The following is a 15,831-nucleotide window of genomic DNA, read 5'->3' as shown; positions in this document are numbered from 1 at the left end:
AACGCCTAATGCGTTGAAAATCGCACGTTGGGTGTAGAGCAGGGGAAAAGATGGAGATTACATCAAAGTCTTACCTATTGCTATTAAAGTAACGGGTGCAAGAGTAGAAGAAAGGACAGCTCGAGCAAATGCCGTTTTACAAAATGAAACGATTCCGAACGATTGCTGCCGAACATAACAAGACGATTGATTTTACGTTGTCATTATCAACTAGGAGCCATCCCAATTCCTAAATCTTCATATCCTGAACGACAACTTGAAAATATATCAATCTTTGATTTTTCTCTAAATGCAACAGAAATGAGCGCGATTACAGAATTCATTCGCCCAGATGGGGGAATTAATGATCGAGATAAGACTGTTTATATAGAATTCTAAACCATATATAAAAACAAAGCGGCGAACCACTTTTATACAGGTGGGGCGTTTTTTTTTTTGATTTCGTTTGTACATAAACAAACCTTTTTGCTGATGTATAAGAACCCCAATTTAGTTGAATTATCAAATTCGTGAACATGGAATTGGAAAAAGGAGACATTGTTTAGCGAAACAGTGAGATTTATAGTATATATAAAGAATAAACAAAAAAGTATTAGAAAGATATTATATAGGAGGGTATATGAAGCGATTTTTTTCTATCATTCCCATTCTTATCATTCTCTTGTTAGCGGGTTGTACAGAAAATGAATTAAATCAATCTCTGATAAAAGAAGATAAGATTGAACTTGAATTTTTTTCACCGAAACCTGAAACAGAAGTGATCTTTAATGAACTTATTCAAGAGTTTGAAAAGCTGCATCCTAACGTTACGATTAAGCAGGTCATTGTACCTGAACCGATGACAGTGTTAAAAGGAAGAATTGCAAGAGGTGATATTCCAGATCTTTTTATTACTTATCCGATCGAACAAGATTATAAAGTAAGAGCTGAAAAAGGATATCTGCTTGATTTATCAAATGAACCCTTCATTAAAAATATCCAACCCACTATCCAAAGTCGTTATCTTATAAACGGAAAGATGTACGGTGCTGCCTTAACGCAAAATGCGGTAGGAGTTCTATATAATAAGGATCATTTCGAGGAATTAAATTTATCTGTTCCTAACAGTTGGAATTCGTTTGTTGAAGTTTTGGAAGAGTTAAAGTCTAATGGAAAAACAGCTTTAGTCATGCCTAACAAAGATGTGAACCAGGCGAGTATTTTTAATCTAAACTTAGTCGCAAATGAATTCGAAACGAGTTATTGGGAAAAGGATGAGTTTTCAATTGTATCTGATCCAAGGTGGAGAAAAATATCAGAAAAAACCCTTACTGTGCTGTCATATGTGCAGCCAAATTCTTTTGAAGACAGCTATTATGATGTAAATAAAAAATTTGCAAACGGTGAAGGTTCTATGTACATTATGGGAACATGGGCGTTAACGATGATCGAAAAGTCGAATCCTTATTTAAATTATGGTATTTTTCCATTTCCAGTATCGAATCAAACGGATCAAAATGTATTGGGTGGAGTTGATATCGGCTTTGCCATTTCAGCTGATACGAAACATCCTGAAGAAGCGAAAGCGTTTTTAGCGTTTTTAATAAAAAAGGAAAATGCCCAAAGAATTTCCAATTTTGATGGTTCGATCAGTGCTGTTAAAGGAGTTACAAACACCCATAAAGAAGGGCATTTAATTAGAGAAAAAGTTGTAAGCGGGCAAGTAGTAAACTGGCCAAATCATTACTGGGCAGGAGGAACTGCTGCAGAATCAGAGTTTCGAAAATATACAGCACAGTTTTACTATGATCATAATATGGATGTTTATCTTAAGAATCTAGAAAAGATGTTTAACCGCTATTCGAATGCTAAATAAAAGAATTAGGTGCCGATATGTTAAAATTTCAGCATAAGTTAATTATAGCCTTTATATGTTTTGTGTTAATTCCGATTATTATACTAGGGGTTGTTTCTTACAAAATTTCATCCACCACATTACAAAAGAATATTAGTGAGCACATGATCCTAACTTTAAAGGCGGTTGATCAAAATTTATTAGCCGCTGTTTCTGAAGTGAATTCATTTTCTGACTATCTTGTTTCATCAAGTACGATTCAGGACTATTTAAATACTCAAAATACGACCTCGATTTATGAATTTTATAGGGATCGGCAGGAAATCGCCGGAAAGATGTATGGTAATTCACAGATTGATAATCTTGTTCTTTTTACGCTTGATGGGAATGTGATTACTTATACCGATGAGAAGGTTACGAGCTTAGACTCGCTTCGTTCAAGTTTGTTTTTGGATGAGGTTTTACAGCAGAAAGGTCGTCCGGTTTGGTTAACTCCATATGAAAATCAAAACCTTTTTTTTAGTCAGAACTATATTCTAACTCAATCAAGAGTCATAAAGGATCTTAACACGCTTGATAATTTAGGTTATTTAATACTACATGTAAAACTAGATTTATTTGATCCTATTTTTAAAAATATTTATGGAGGTCCGAGCCATGAATTGATTGTAAATAAAGAGGGGACCGTGCTTTATTCATTAAATCGGAATTACATTGGTAAAACCCTGGACATTCAAAGTTTTTCTGATTTTCCAACAAATAAAAGTGGTTACCTCACTGATGAATGGGACAATGAAAAAAGTTTGATTACTTATACACCCTCTAGTTTTGAAACGGGAGGTAACTCACAGCTCATCCTAGTATCAATAAAGCCTTGGAAAACAATTGCCAGTGATATCGTCAATATCCGAAACACCATGTTAGTCATTGTAGGGTTTACCGTGTTAACCGCGGGTTTATTTAATTTATTGTATTTAAAAAGAATTTCTCTATTTATTCATGAACTGTTAATACGAATGAAACAAGTTGAAAGCGGCAGGCTGAGCAAACGAATGGGGAGATTTAAATTTCAAGAATTACAAAACATTTCGCAGGGCTTTAATAACATGATCGGAAAACTTCAACAATTGATGACTGACATTAAGACAGAACAGGAACGAAAGCGAGAGGCTCAGTTTAAAGTTCTGCAGCAGCAAATCAATCCTCATTTTTTATACAATACGCTTGAATCAATTAATGCACTTGCCGCTTTAAACGGGCAAAAGGAAATTAGTAAAATGACGATTAACCTCGGTAAGCTGCTGCGCATCAGCATTAATGGAGGTTATGAAGTGAAAGTAAAAGATGAGATCCGTCATGTGATCAGTTATCTGGAAATACAGAAAATAAGATTTGATAATCGTTTTTCTTTCGAAGTAGATGTAGAGGAAGAACTGAATAATTATCAAGTCCTTAAACTAATTCTGCAGCCGCTCGTAGAAAATATTTTAATCCATGCGTTTTCAAACAAAGATGATGAAGAAGGGCTGATTAAGATTAGAGGTACGGTTTCAAACTGCCAAGGCGAGTTTTGGATTGAAGACAATGGTAAGGGTATTGATGAACGTGTACAAATGGAATTAAATAAGTGGAAACTAGAAAATCAACATACTCAAACAAGTAATGGTCACGGTGTACGCAATGTTGATGAGCGGATAAGACTTTTTTATGGAGAGAAATATGGTCTCATCATTTGTTCGACGAAAAATGAGGGTACGGTAATTAAAATTTCATTTCCGATTAAAGGTGATTAAATGGGATATAAAGTAGTAATTGCGGATGACGAAAAGTTAATCTTAAAAAATCTTGCACAAATTATCGATTGGCAGGGATTAGACTGTGAAATCATTGGGACAGCTCAAAATGGACAAGAAGTCATGGAGATCATCAAAAATCAACAAGCTGATCTTCTATTAACAGATATTTCAATGCCTGAAATGAGCGGGATTGAACTGTTAAAGACAATAAATCAGATCGATAATAAGCCAATGGTTATCTTAATAAGCGGTTATGATGATTTTGAATATGCAAAAGAAGGAATTAAAAATAACGCGTTCGACTATATTTTAAAGCCGATTGATTATGACGAATTGGAAGATTGCGTTAAAAGAGCACTTAACAAATTAAAAGAGCAAAAAGTAAATGTGTATGAGCATGAGAAATATGCGATTTATGAGCTGATTACATCAGGGAAAGTGGATGCTCAAACCAACAACAAACAAGCTCTTTATTTCTCAATGATCGTAAAAAACTATAAGGAAGACATCGAATTAATTTTTACAAAAAATGAAGACTTCCTTTCTAAGTGGAATCCGAACCTATTTGTTTACCAGCTGTCAGATAAAGAAGTGATGGTAGTCGTTGAAATGGCAAAACACTTCGTCACTCAAGCAGCGGATATTACCGATGCATTTTCACAGCTGCTTCTTCATGAAGGCTCTGATCAATGCATCATCTCTTTTGGTAAAGTCGTTGAGCAGTTATTTGAAATAAAGCATTCCGTTGAAGCTGCCAAGGAATTACTAAAATATGAAAACTATATAAGCGGCAATGTTCTGACAGAAGAGCGGTTAAAGAAAGAATATAAGCCCAGCCAATCAGCTGCAGCTATGATGGAAGAGGCACTCGACTATATCCGAAATAACTTTCAAACAGATCTTGGCGTGGAACAGATAGCACAACAAGTAGGATTAAGTGTTAGCTATTTCAGCCTACTTTTTAAACAAAAAACCGGTCTTACCTTTCTCGATTATTTAACAAATGTCAGAATGGAATATGCATGCCTTTTCCTGCAAAATACAGATCTTAAAACATATGAAATTGCCGAAAAAGTCGGCTATACCGATCAGCGTTACTTCAGCCAAGTATTTAAAAGGAAAATGAAAAAAACACCAAGTGAATATCGTAAACTAGTAAAAAATAATTAAGCCTCTCACTACTGGGTGATGAGGCTTTTTTGTTTATTGCCCTGCGCTTGTCGCTAATAAGCTGGCACCTTGCACTTTTATTTTCAATAATATGAATTTAAACATTTTTTAAAGAAATGCAGCATTTTGAAAGCGTTGTAAATACCTTATCATTAACTTATGAAAGCGCTAAACTAAATCGCATTACAATATTGAAAGCGCTTGATAAGATGTTAAAAAGAACAAGGGGGAGAAGTATGAAAAAGTTAATCTTGTTTGTTTCAATCCTGTTTTTAGTCTTTTCGTTAGCAGCTTGTAGTTCAGACAAAACTAGCAGCAGTGACAAAATTGTAGTTTGGACACAGGCCGCAGCAGATCATCCAGAAGGAAAGATGTTTGCTGACCGAGTAAAGAGCTACAATGAGGCTCATCCAGACGGACCAAAAATAGAAATACAAAACATCACACGTGCAGGAGCTGGTTCAGGCTACATAGATAAGCTTAATGCAGCAATTACAGCAAATGACATGCCTGATATTTTCACATTAGATGGACCCGATATTGGGGCTTACGTTGATTCAGGATTACTTGGTGAACTTGATGGATACATGAGCGATGGATTCAAAGATGGATTCACGCAAGCGATTATCGACCAAGGAACAGTGGACGAGAAATTCTACGGAATGGGTTATTCAGACTCAGGCGTAGCTATCATGTATAACGAAGACATGATCAATGCATTACCTGAAGATGTAAAAGCATTAGTACCTTCACTTGATCAAGACTGGACATGGGATCAATTTATTGAGTTATCAAGAAAGGTGGACGAGTTTGCCAAAACGACGGATGATCCAGCTTTTGCAAATTATGAAGTGGCTGTAAGTTTATTACTAACAGACATTACTGCAGGTGCCTATGAATTAGGAACATACTACTTCACACCACTTCTTTGGGGAAATGATGCAAACATTGTCGGTAAAGATGGTGTAACAGTTGATGGCGTATTAAACAGTGACAAAAGTGTAGAAGCATTAACAAAGTATGCACAATTATTTGCTGAACCAGCACTTGCTAGTGCCACAGAATCCGAAAAAACATTCCATACAGGAAAATCAGCACTATCTGTTAGCGGATTCTGGTATGTAAATGAGCTTATCAATAATTATCCTGACTTAAAATTCAAAACGGTTCGTTATCCAAAAATGAGTGAAAACTTGAACGGGTTATACACACCATCAGGATCTTGGGCATTTGTTCGTAACGGACAAGAAGAAGACGAAGAACGCATCAAGCAAATCGTTGAAGTCATGGAATGGTTAACTAACGACGAAGCATCAAAAGAATATTTCGCTAAAAACGGTTCTATTCCAACAAGAATCAATTCCGTGGACGCAATTGATACAAATACAGACAACCCATATCACAACGATGCATGGTCAGTATTAAAGTATCAAGTGGAAAATACAAACAAATCTCGTCCTGTATCCCCAGGATATCCTTATCTTTCTGAAACCTTTGCAAAAGACGTCATTCTAAAAATCGCTCAAAACAAAGCGACAGATGAAGCAACAATAAAGAAATATTTAGACGATGCAGCGAAGAAAATTGAATTAGAATTTGCAAAGTATAAAAAATAATCGTTTGTAAAAGTAAGAGGTGAGGCGAGGACCTCACCTCTTACTCTTTTTTAAAAGGGGTGTGAACCATGAAGAAATTTATCAAACGTTTTGTAAAAGTGAGAAATACAACCGAACACTTCAGACATAGCGAACATTATAAAACAAGAGATATCGTGTCTGCTTACGGATTTTTAACACCTGCTTTAATTCTAGCGATTCTTTTCATTGTATTACCAATTATTTTAGCATTTACGTACGGGTTTACGGATTACTATTTATTAAAACCAAACGACAAAGAATTTATTGGACTTGAAAACTTTAAGCGAATGATTACAGATGAAGTGTTGATCCAAAGTTTTAAAAACACGATTAAGTTTGTGGTGTTTGTTGTTCCTCTGCAACTGTCGATGGCACTTGGACTTGCGCTGATTGTCAACAAAAAAGTCAGAGGGGTAGGGTTCTTCCGTACCGCCTATTTTTCACCAGCTGTTTTATCTCTTGTTGTCATCTCAATCCTATGGACGGTCATGTTAAACCCAACATCTGGATTAATTAATGAACTCCTTGAGAATGTTGGGATTTCAAAGCAGCCTTTCCTCTCAAGTGCCTCTCAAGCAATGTATACGATCATTGCGATCTCTGCATGGTCAGGGTGCGGGTATCAAATGATGATTTTTTTAGCAGGACTTAAAAATATTGATGGAAGCCTTTATGAAGCAGCGGACATTGACGGAGCCAATGCGTTCCAAAAGTTTTTATTTATCACCATTCCGTCAATAAAACCCATTCTGATGTTTTTAGTGATCACCACCACGATTCAGGCGTTTAAACTCATTGTTCAACCGATGGTTATGACAGGTGGAGGTCCGGATTACTCAACGATTACCATTTTGCAATACATTTATGAGTATGGATTCCGTCACCGAAACATTGGATATGCAAGTGCCATTACATTAGTATTCACGATTTTCTTAGTCGTTATCTCAATCATTATTAAAAAGCTATTTATAGAGGAGAAAGCAGCATGAAAATTGTAAAGAAAACCTTGTTTTATATCTTGGCGTCTCTTGTGGCATTACAATTTTTACTTCCTCTTATTTGGATGATTCTTTCTTCATTTAAAATCGATGAAGTGATTTACAGAGATATTGATACAATCTTTGCCTTTGTTCCAAGATTTTCTGATCTTTCGTTTGATTCCTATGTGGAGTTATTAGGTTTTTATAACATCTTTAAGAACGTTGGAAATAGTTTGATTTATGCATCCGTTACAGTGGTTGTAGGATTAACCATCAATTCATTGGCAGGATATGCTCTAGCAAGATTTAAATTTCCATTTAAAGATTGGATTTTAATTTTTATTATCGCACTTATGATTGTGCCAATTGAAGCGACCATTCTTCCCTTGTTTTTAGTGGTAAATCAAATGGGATTAATCAACACGATTCCAGGTTATTTGCTGCCATTTATCATCAATGTGATGAACATATTCTTATTCAGACAACATTTCTTGTCCTTCCCTGGTGAATTGATTGAATCAGGAAAAATCGATGGACTAAGTGAAGTAGGATGTTTCTTTCGAATCGTCATGCCGTCTAGCTTAAATATGTATATTACAGTTGGAATTTTAACGTTCTTAGCATCATGGAACGATTTTTTATGGCCGGTTATGGCGTTATCAAACGCAGATTTGATGCCAATTCAAGTTGCCCTTAATGCGGTTTTTGCAGACACGTATAACATTTTCACAAGTCACATGATGGCAGCACTAACAATCATAACGATTCCAATTGTTATTCTTTATATCATTTTCCAAAAATACATTGTGGAAGGTTCCATGCAAAGTGGAATTAAATAAAAGAGGTGCCCTATGAATCGACTACAAAAAGCAAACGACTATATCAAAGAAAACAAATATAAAACAAATAACCGCCCCTTTTTTCACTTTTCACCAGAAATCGGATGGCTCAATGACCCAAATGGTTTTTCCTTTTACAAAGGGAAATACCAGCTCTTTTATCAGTATTACCCGTATGACATTGTATGGAATGACATGCATTGGGGTCATGCAACAACAAATGATTTTGTCAATTGGGAGTACCTTCCCGTAGCGATGGCCAATGACAAAGCGTATGATGCGAACGGATGTTTTTCTGGAAGTGCGATTGAAAAGGATGGGAAGCTCTATCTCATTTATACAGGTCATATTGATCCTAACTTAGGGTTTGATAAAGATGAATCACAAATTGCTGAACGTCAGTGTGTTGCAGTGTCAGAGGATGGTATCCATTTCGAGAAATCCAAATTAAATCCCGTGATTGGGGAAAAAGAATTGCCAGAAGGGTATCTCATTTGTGATTTCAGAGATCCTAAAGTGTTAGAGCGTGACGGGGTATACTACTGTGTATTAGCGGTAAGAAACGCGAAACGTCGTGGTGAAATCATCATGTTCCAATCAAAAGATTTACTTCAGTGGAGCTTTCATTCTTCTATTTTTCAAATGCCATTTGAAGAAAATACGTTACTAGAATGTCCAGATCTCTTCCACTTAGACGGAAAAGATGTGCTAATTTTCTCAGAAATGCCATGCGACCCTGAATTTGACGGGGAAGTAGAGAAAAAGACGTCTTATGTGATTGGACACATGGATTTTGAAAACGGAGCATTCACTCCTGAGGCAAAGGGCTTGCTAGATTATGCAACGTTTTACGCACCACAAACAACGGACGGTCAAAACGGAGAGAGACTTTTAATTGGATGGATGCATCGTTGGACAAAAGCAACACCACCAAAAGAGTTCGGCTATAACGGCATGATGAGTTTACCAAGAAAGTTACACATCAAAAACAACACATTGATTCAACAAGCTTATATTAGCCATGACGATTATTTCACACCCGTTGCTGTTCATGAACATGTTTCATTAAATGAGGACTTGCACATTGAAAGCGGAAGAACAGGATATTTATCCCTATCACTATTATCTAAGAGTAAATCGTTTGTTGTTGAATTAAACAAGGAAGAAATAACAGCAACACGCGTGAGTGTGGATCCATCATCCAATTCTGTTGTGATTACTTCTGATTATGGAGATAGTGAACCAATTACCGTACGTGACTGTTTTAACAATGAAGAAAACACACTAGAATTTTATGTGGATCTTCATTCAGTTGAAATCTTTGTGAATAAGGGCGAAAAAGTCGCAACATTTACTGCATATGAAAAAGAAAAAGGAACAAGCATTGTCCTTTCAGGAAAAGGAGCCCAATTAAAAGAAGTTCGTTATGAGGCGTTTAGTTCTTAATAAACGAAATAAAACAGCTCTGTTTAACAACAGGGCTGTTTTATTTAAACATATAGGAGGAAAAAACCATGTATTATGGAGCGGTTGAAGCAGGAGGCACTAAATTTGTTTGTGCCGTTAGTAATGAAAATTTTGAAATAATTGACAGAATGAATATCCCTACCACGAAACCAAACGAAACCATTCAACAAGTGCACCAATTTTTCAATAAGTACACGCTAAAGTGTTGTCTTTGTACGTTTCTTGTAACGGATTAACACTGCTGTATTAACTATGAGGAATCCCAGGGTTTATAAGTGAACATTAAAACAAGTGAATGAAGGATTCGGCGTTAATTCCTTTAGTTTCCGTACAATCATCAAATCATTTCGATTTTTTACTTTACTCATTATTTGTGTTTGTTAACTGCAGGCGGTACAAAAGGCTAATTCTTTGCGAGAGAGTGTCTCACAATTTCCGATTGGGTCATTATCGTTATATAATAGTATATGAGAATTCCATAAAACTCCCTACGAGAGGGGTGTTAGACATAGCGGTTACAATTAAGGATGTTGCAAAGCTTGCGAATGTTGCTCCGTCAACAGTCTCAAGAGTGATTGCCGATAGTCCGAGAATAAGTGAAGCAACAAAGCGTAAAGTAAATGAAGCAATGGGAAAGCTCGGGTACCATCCAAACTTAAATGCAAGAAGTCTTGCGAGTCAATCCACACAAACCATTGGGCTTGTCATGCCGAGTTCAGGAGATGTCGTATTTCAGAATCCCTTTTTCCCAACCGTATTACAAGGAATTAGTGAAGGGGCACATGAAAAAAAATACGCTTTGCATATGACAACTGGAAAATCAGAAAAGGAAACACTTGAAGCAGTGGTTGAAATGGTTCAGGGAAAAAGAGTAGATGGGATGATTCTACTAAAATCTAAGGTGGAGGATAAAATTATCTCCTATTTACTAAAAAGAAATTTTCCATTTGTCCTTATTGGTAAACCTTATAAAAATGTAGAAGAAATTACCCATGTTGATAACGATAATTTTCGTGCCATGCAAGAAGCTACCGAACATTTAATCATGCAGGGCCATCATCAAATTGCCTTTATCGGTGGATGTCTTGAGCTTGTCGTAACGGTAGAGCGGTTACTTGGTTATGAACGGGCATTACGAAATGCTGGTATTGAATTGAAAAATGAATATATTATTCATGAAGAATTTTTACGTGAAGGCGGTCAAGAAGCTGTTAAAGAGCTCATGTCACTAGAAAATCCACCTACTGCCCTCGTGGTAGTTGACGACTTTATGGCTTTAGGTGTCTTGAATACACTAGATGAGTTAGGAATCAGCGTTCCAGAGGATATCTCCATTGTCAGCTTTAATAACGTACTTCTTTCAGAAATGGTGAAGCCCCCGTTAACATCTGTTGACATTAATATATTTGATCTTGGTTATCAAGCATCAAAGAACTTGATTCAAAAGATTGAAAACAGTAACGAACCAATAAAGCGTATCATCATTCCTCATAAATTAATTGAAAGATCATCATGCTGCCATCTAAAAAACAAGTAAAATCCACGAAAGCCCTTAATTTTATTAGGGGCTTTTCCTATTTTAATTGGAATTGCTTATTTTTACCAAAAACAAGCATAAAGACCCATAACCAAACCTCTTAATGAGTAGAAATGTCCTATTCTTTGGAAAATACAGATAATGAGATAATACATTCTAAGGAAGCGTTTGCAATTGTTTGTGCAAACGCTTGCTCAAAACAATTTAAAAGGGAGTTGAATGTATGAAGGGTAAATCGAGAAAGATTATAAGTTTCATAACTCTTTTTGTTTTATTTGCGCAAACGATTGCTCTTGGATTTATTAATCCAATTGAATCAAACGCCGCAGAACGTGTGGTAACGCTAGTGGGGAATCTACAGGATGAACTTGGCGGATCAGGTGACTGGAATCCGGCTGATGCCTCAACAAGAATGACCCTTCAGGAAAATGGAAAGTACAAGCTGACAGGCACGCTTCCTGCAGGGAACTATGAATATAAAATTGCGATTAATGGTTCATGGGATGAAAACTATGGAGTAAACGGGGTTCCTGGCGGCGATAATTATAAGCTGTCTCTGGATCAGGAAAAACAAGTCACGTTTATATATGATGATGTTACCCACAAAGTTTCTGTTCCTGTAGAGCTGCCAGACGACCAGAAACCGAGGATTGTGGGAGATATTCAGCCTGAGCTGAACGCTGGTGGAGAATGGGCTCCAGGTGAATCAACTGCTATTTTAAAGGATGAAGACCTCGACAACATTTACACTTATTCAGCACAAGTGCCGAAAGGAAAGCATGAATTTAAGCTTGTTCTTGGGAACAACTGGTCTGCTCCGGCGCATCCAGCCAATAACTTTGTTCTGAATGTAGTAAAAGACACGATGGTTACATTCTTCTATAACCATGATACAAAGGAAGTGTACACCGATTATGATCCTGGTTTGCCAGATGGCAATGTCCAAGGAGATAAGCTGTTTCACGACACTTGGGATCCAGCGTACAGGTCACCATTTGGGGCAGTAAAGGCAGGGGATACGGTCAAGATTCGACTCCAAGCGAAGAAAGGCGATTTAACCGCTGCAAAGGTTCAGCTAAAAAACTACAACACTGGTAATACCATCATGGTGGAAATGGAATATGCCGGATGGGTTGAGCTAGATGCTGCACCAGTAGAGTTTTGGGAAGCTGATATAAAGCCGGAAGAAAAGGGCGTTTATGGATATAAATTTATTGCACGTGACGGAGAATCTCAGAAGGAATACGGTGAAGATATTACTGAAGGTGGAAAAGGGACCACTTCTGATGCCAATGCTTCTCTATTCCAATTAACGGTTTTTGATCCAGCGTACAAAACGCCAGATTGGATGAAGGAAGCGGTCGTATATCAGATTTTTCCGGATCGCTTTTTCAATGGAAATAAAAAAAATGACGATGCCAAAGATACAGCACGCGGTGATGAGCCAATTGAACATCAAGAATGGAGCGAACTTCCGGACAACCCTCGTGAAGCTACTTCCGAAGGCTATCATGAAGATGAAATTTGGTCCAACGATTTCTTCGGTGGTGACATTGCTGGAGTTCAAAAGAAACTCGATTACATTCAATCTTTAGGGGTCAACACACTTTATCTAAACCCAATCGCTTATGCATCATCGAACCATAAGTACGATGCGACAGACTACAAGGAAATCGATCCAATGTTTGGTTCTCCAAAAGAATTTGAGACTTTCACAAAAGAATTAAAGAAACGGAAAATGCATTTAATTTTAGATGGCGTGTTTAACCATGTCGGTGACGATTCCATCTATTTTGACCGTTATGGAAAATATGAAACGGTTGGTGCTTATGAATACTGGTCAGCGATTTATGACCTTGTCAATAAAGGAGTTACAGAAGAAGAGGCAAAGAAACAAGTGGAAGAAAAATTAAAGGCAGAAGGACAAACCTTTAGCCCATATGGTTTCCACAACTGGTTTAACATTGAAAATGTGAAGGTTGATGGTGTTTATAAATACCAGGCATGGTGGGGCTTCGATTCATTGCCAGAAATCAAATCGATTCCTGGAGAAGTGGTGGACTATCCATCAGAGTTAAATAATAAGCAGTTTGCTAACTACATGATGTATGATGACGATTCTGTTGCCAAATCGTGGCTGGATCGGGGTGCAACAGGATGGCGTTTAGATGTTGCGAACGAGGTCGATCCAGAATTTTGGCGCGAATTCCGTAATGAGCTTAAGACCGGAAAGAAAGATGAACCGCTGATTCTAGGTGAAATCTGGGATGATGCTTCTGAATATTTCCTTGGCGACTTATATGATTCCGTTATGAATTACCGATTCCGCGGTGCTCTTGTTGATTACCTGAAAAATGGAAATGCCGAAGGGGCTGAAAATCAGTTGAATGCGGTATATGAAGATTATCCGAAAGAAGCATTTTACTCCCTGATGAACTTAATGGGCTCGCACGATACCCCTCGCGCAGCGTTTGTGTTAGGTAATGGAACCGACTCTTTTGAACGTGCAGAGTACGATAAAAATTACAACCATCAACTCGGTATTCAACGCCTAAAGCTTGCCGCGATCCTGCAAATGGGTTATGCTGGTGCGCCGACTGTTTATTACGGCGATGAAGCAGGTGTTACAGGGTCGAAGGACCCCGATGACCGCAGAACTTATCCTTGGGGTAACGAGGACACAGATCTTGTAAAACATTATCAATCAATTGGAAAAGTAAGAAATACCTATCATGACCTTTTCAGTTACGGTGATTTAAACCATCTTTATGCAAAAGGCGATGTGCTTGCTTTCTCCCGTTCAGACAAAAAGAACTTTGCGGTTGTTTTGACAAACAGAGGTACTGAAGAACAGACGATTGAACTCGAATTAGAAGATTTATTAATTAATGGTGTGAAATTAACAGATCAGCTTGATAGAAAGTACACAACTGTATCAAAAGATGGAAAGCTTTCAGTTACAATTCCAGCCATGAGCGGGCGCATGCTTGTGTCTGATAAGGGTCAAAATCTGAAACGTCAGGCTGCCGTCACGGGATTAACCATTGAAGAAGGGAGCCGCTCGGCCACTTTAAAGTGGGAAGGTGATGCAGCTAAGTATGCTATTTATCAAACAACGATTTCTGGCGCTTTTTATAAAAAAGTAAAGGAAACGTCCGCGAATACGGTAACCATCGATGGTTTAGACAATGGCCGCAACTATTATTTTGCCGTGGCAGCACTTGATAAAAACGGGAATCCTTCTTATAAAGCAGCAACAGAGAATGCCGTTATTCCACATGTTGAGTTAACAGATGGAAATCACCAGATTACGAACGTAACATCAATTGAAACGGGGATCATTGACCTTTCGAAGCCGCAGACGGTCACAGCGAATATCTTTGTACAAGGTGAAACAGAAACTGGTCAGATGGAAGGTTTACAGGCAAAGCTCGAAGTAAAGCAACCTGGTAATGAAAACTGGACTACCTATAAGGCTTCCTATATCAATCAACAGGAAACCGCAAATGTCTATAGTGGAAATTTCCTTCCATTAAAAGAAGGTAATTACGAATATCGATTTGCTTTTTCAACTGACCTTGGACGTAACTGGGTCACGAGTGAAACGCAGGATGTAAGTTTTACAAAAGGGGAAGATACGATTGCTCCGGCTGATCAAGTAACATTGGAACAGCCAGTGCAGGAATCGGGACAGGTCAATCTTTCATGGAAGCTGGAAGGTGTGAAAGATCCCTATATGATTGCCTTAGTCCGCGATGGTGCAATCATCGATATGTTGTTTGATCCAACCAAGCAATCCTACAAAGATATCAATGTCTCGAATGGAAAGCTGTATTCCTACGAAGTGCACGTGTATGATCAGGCTGGGAATGTCGTTACATCAAACGCTGTTGCCGTGACGCCTGAACTTATAACCGTAAAGGTAACGTTTAAAGTCAACGCACCAGCGTACACTCCACAGGGAATCAACATTACGATGCCAGGAACGAAAAATGGCTGGAATACGGGCGCGTGGGAAATGACACGCGGCGGCGCAGTCACAAATGATTATGAGTATACAATCGAAGCACAGGAAGGGGAAGTGCTTACTTACAAATACGTCAAAAATGGCTCTTGGGAGCAAGAAGGTTTAGCAGATCACACTCCATTGAACCCAAATGATGATGACGTAAGTTACTATGGTTACGGAGCAACGGGAACTGACATTTCTATAGTCGTAACCAATCAAGGCGGTAACCAAATGGTGGTTCAAGATAAAATCCTTCGTTGGATTGATATGCCAGTGGTCGTGACTTCTCATACGGATGGGCAATCCGTCACAGCGGACAGCATCACCCTACAGGGGAACGCCATTAAAGATGGAGTTCTCACCATTAATGGCGAGCCAGTAACAATAAGAGACGACATGACCTTCTCCTATAATATTATGTTAAAAGAAGGAGAAAACAAATTGACCATCCATATCGAGCCATCAGACGAAAATAAATCAACTATCTTTAAAAATGATGGCGGTGCCATTGGCAAAGCTACGAAAACCATTCAAATGACGATTTTAAAAAATTTATGAAAAG

General features: G+C 37.8%; 10 protein-coding genes and 1 pseudogene. All 11 read left to right on the top strand.

Annotation, left to right across the window (positions count from 1 at the left end; genetic code table 11):
• Positions 1 to 183: 183 nt before the first annotated feature.
• Positions 184 to 378 (top strand): annotated as a pseudogene (locus tag F4694_RS25095) (aldo/keto reductase); the annotation flags it as partial.
• Positions 379 to 619: 241 nt separating this feature from the next.
• Positions 620 to 1,855, top strand: a complete 1,236-nt coding sequence (locus tag F4694_RS25090; protein ID WP_179602647.1) for an ABC transporter substrate-binding protein — start codon at positions 620 to 622, stop codon at positions 1,853 to 1,855.
• A gap of 17 nt (positions 1,856 to 1,872) precedes the next feature.
• Positions 1,873 to 3,627, top strand: coding sequence for a cache domain-containing sensor histidine kinase (locus tag F4694_RS25085; protein WP_179602646.1), 1,755 nt, complete (start codon positions 1,873 to 1,875; stop codon positions 3,625 to 3,627).
• Positions 3,628 to 4,800 carry a response regulator transcription factor gene (locus F4694_RS25080; RefSeq protein ID WP_179602645.1) on the top strand — a complete coding sequence of 391 codons (1,173 nt, stop codon included), beginning with the start codon at positions 3,628 to 3,630 and terminating at the stop codon, positions 4,798 to 4,800.
• Between the two features lie 236 nt (positions 4,801 to 5,036).
• A complete protein-coding gene (locus F4694_RS25075) occupies positions 5,037 to 6,416 on the top strand; it encodes an extracellular solute-binding protein (protein ID WP_179602644.1) in 1,380 nt (459 codons plus the stop codon).
• 68 nt (positions 6,417 to 6,484) lie between these two features.
• Positions 6,485 to 7,426 carry a carbohydrate ABC transporter permease gene (locus tag F4694_RS25070; protein ID WP_179602643.1) on the top strand — a complete coding sequence of 314 codons (942 nt, stop codon included), beginning with the start codon at positions 6,485 to 6,487 and terminating at the stop codon, positions 7,424 to 7,426.
• Positions 7,423 to 8,256 (top strand): carbohydrate ABC transporter permease, encoded by an 834-nt coding sequence (locus tag F4694_RS25065; RefSeq protein WP_179602642.1) that lies wholly within the window; start codon positions 7,423 to 7,425, stop codon positions 8,254 to 8,256. Before F4694_RS25070 ends, F4694_RS25065 begins: the two co-directional genes overlap by 4 nt.
• A gap of 12 nt (positions 8,257 to 8,268) precedes the next feature.
• Positions 8,269 to 9,702, top strand: coding sequence for a glycoside hydrolase family 32 protein (locus F4694_RS25060; protein ID WP_179602641.1), 1,434 nt, complete (start codon positions 8,269 to 8,271; stop codon positions 9,700 to 9,702).
• A gap of 68 nt (positions 9,703 to 9,770) precedes the next feature.
• A complete protein-coding gene (locus F4694_RS25055) occupies positions 9,771 to 9,959 on the top strand; it encodes an ROK family protein (protein WP_179602640.1) in 189 nt (62 codons plus the stop codon).
• A gap of 272 nt (positions 9,960 to 10,231) precedes the next feature.
• A complete protein-coding gene (locus F4694_RS25050; protein ID WP_179602689.1) occupies positions 10,232 to 11,260 on the top strand; it encodes a LacI family DNA-binding transcriptional regulator in 1,029 nt (342 codons plus the stop codon).
• 223 nt (positions 11,261 to 11,483) lie between these two features.
• Positions 11,484 to 15,827 carry a pullulanase X25 domain-containing protein gene (locus F4694_RS25045; protein WP_179602639.1) on the top strand — a complete coding sequence of 1,448 codons (4,344 nt, stop codon included), beginning with the start codon at positions 11,484 to 11,486 and terminating at the stop codon, positions 15,825 to 15,827.
• Positions 15,828 to 15,831: the final 4 nt, after the last annotated feature.

The organism is Neobacillus driksii, assembly GCF_013409995.1.
GTDB classification, from domain to species: Bacteria; Bacillota; Bacilli; order Bacillales; family Cytobacillaceae; genus Neobacillus; species Neobacillus driksii.
Note: the sequence above shows the minus strand (reverse complement) of the source record. Positions and strands in the feature narration are given on the sequence as shown.

What these genes read in the sequence shown, in the direction of transcription:
- F4694_RS25060 (WP_179602641.1), top strand. Translation starts at nt 8,269, where the DNA reads ATGAATCGACTACAAAAAGCAAACGACTATATCAAAGAAAACAAATAT.
- F4694_RS25090 (WP_179602647.1), top strand. Translation starts at nt 620, where the DNA reads ATGAAGCGATTTTTTTCTATCATTCCCATTCTTATCATTCTCTTGTTA.
- F4694_RS25080 (WP_179602645.1), top strand. Translation starts at nt 3,628, where the DNA reads ATGGGATATAAAGTAGTAATTGCGGATGACGAAAAGTTAATCTTAAAA.
- F4694_RS25070 (WP_179602643.1), top strand. Translation starts at nt 6,485, where the DNA reads ATGAAGAAATTTATCAAACGTTTTGTAAAAGTGAGAAATACAACCGAA.
- F4694_RS25065 (WP_179602642.1), top strand. Translation starts at nt 7,423, where the DNA reads ATGAAAATTGTAAAGAAAACCTTGTTTTATATCTTGGCGTCTCTTGTG.
- F4694_RS25045 (WP_179602639.1), top strand. Translation starts at nt 11,484, where the DNA reads ATGAAGGGTAAATCGAGAAAGATTATAAGTTTCATAACTCTTTTTGTT.
- F4694_RS25085 (WP_179602646.1), top strand. Translation starts at nt 1,873, where the DNA reads ATGTTAAAATTTCAGCATAAGTTAATTATAGCCTTTATATGTTTTGTG.
- F4694_RS25075 (WP_179602644.1), top strand. Translation starts at nt 5,037, where the DNA reads ATGAAAAAGTTAATCTTGTTTGTTTCAATCCTGTTTTTAGTCTTTTCG.
- F4694_RS25055 (WP_179602640.1), top strand. Translation starts at nt 9,771, where the DNA reads ATGTATTATGGAGCGGTTGAAGCAGGAGGCACTAAATTTGTTTGTGCC.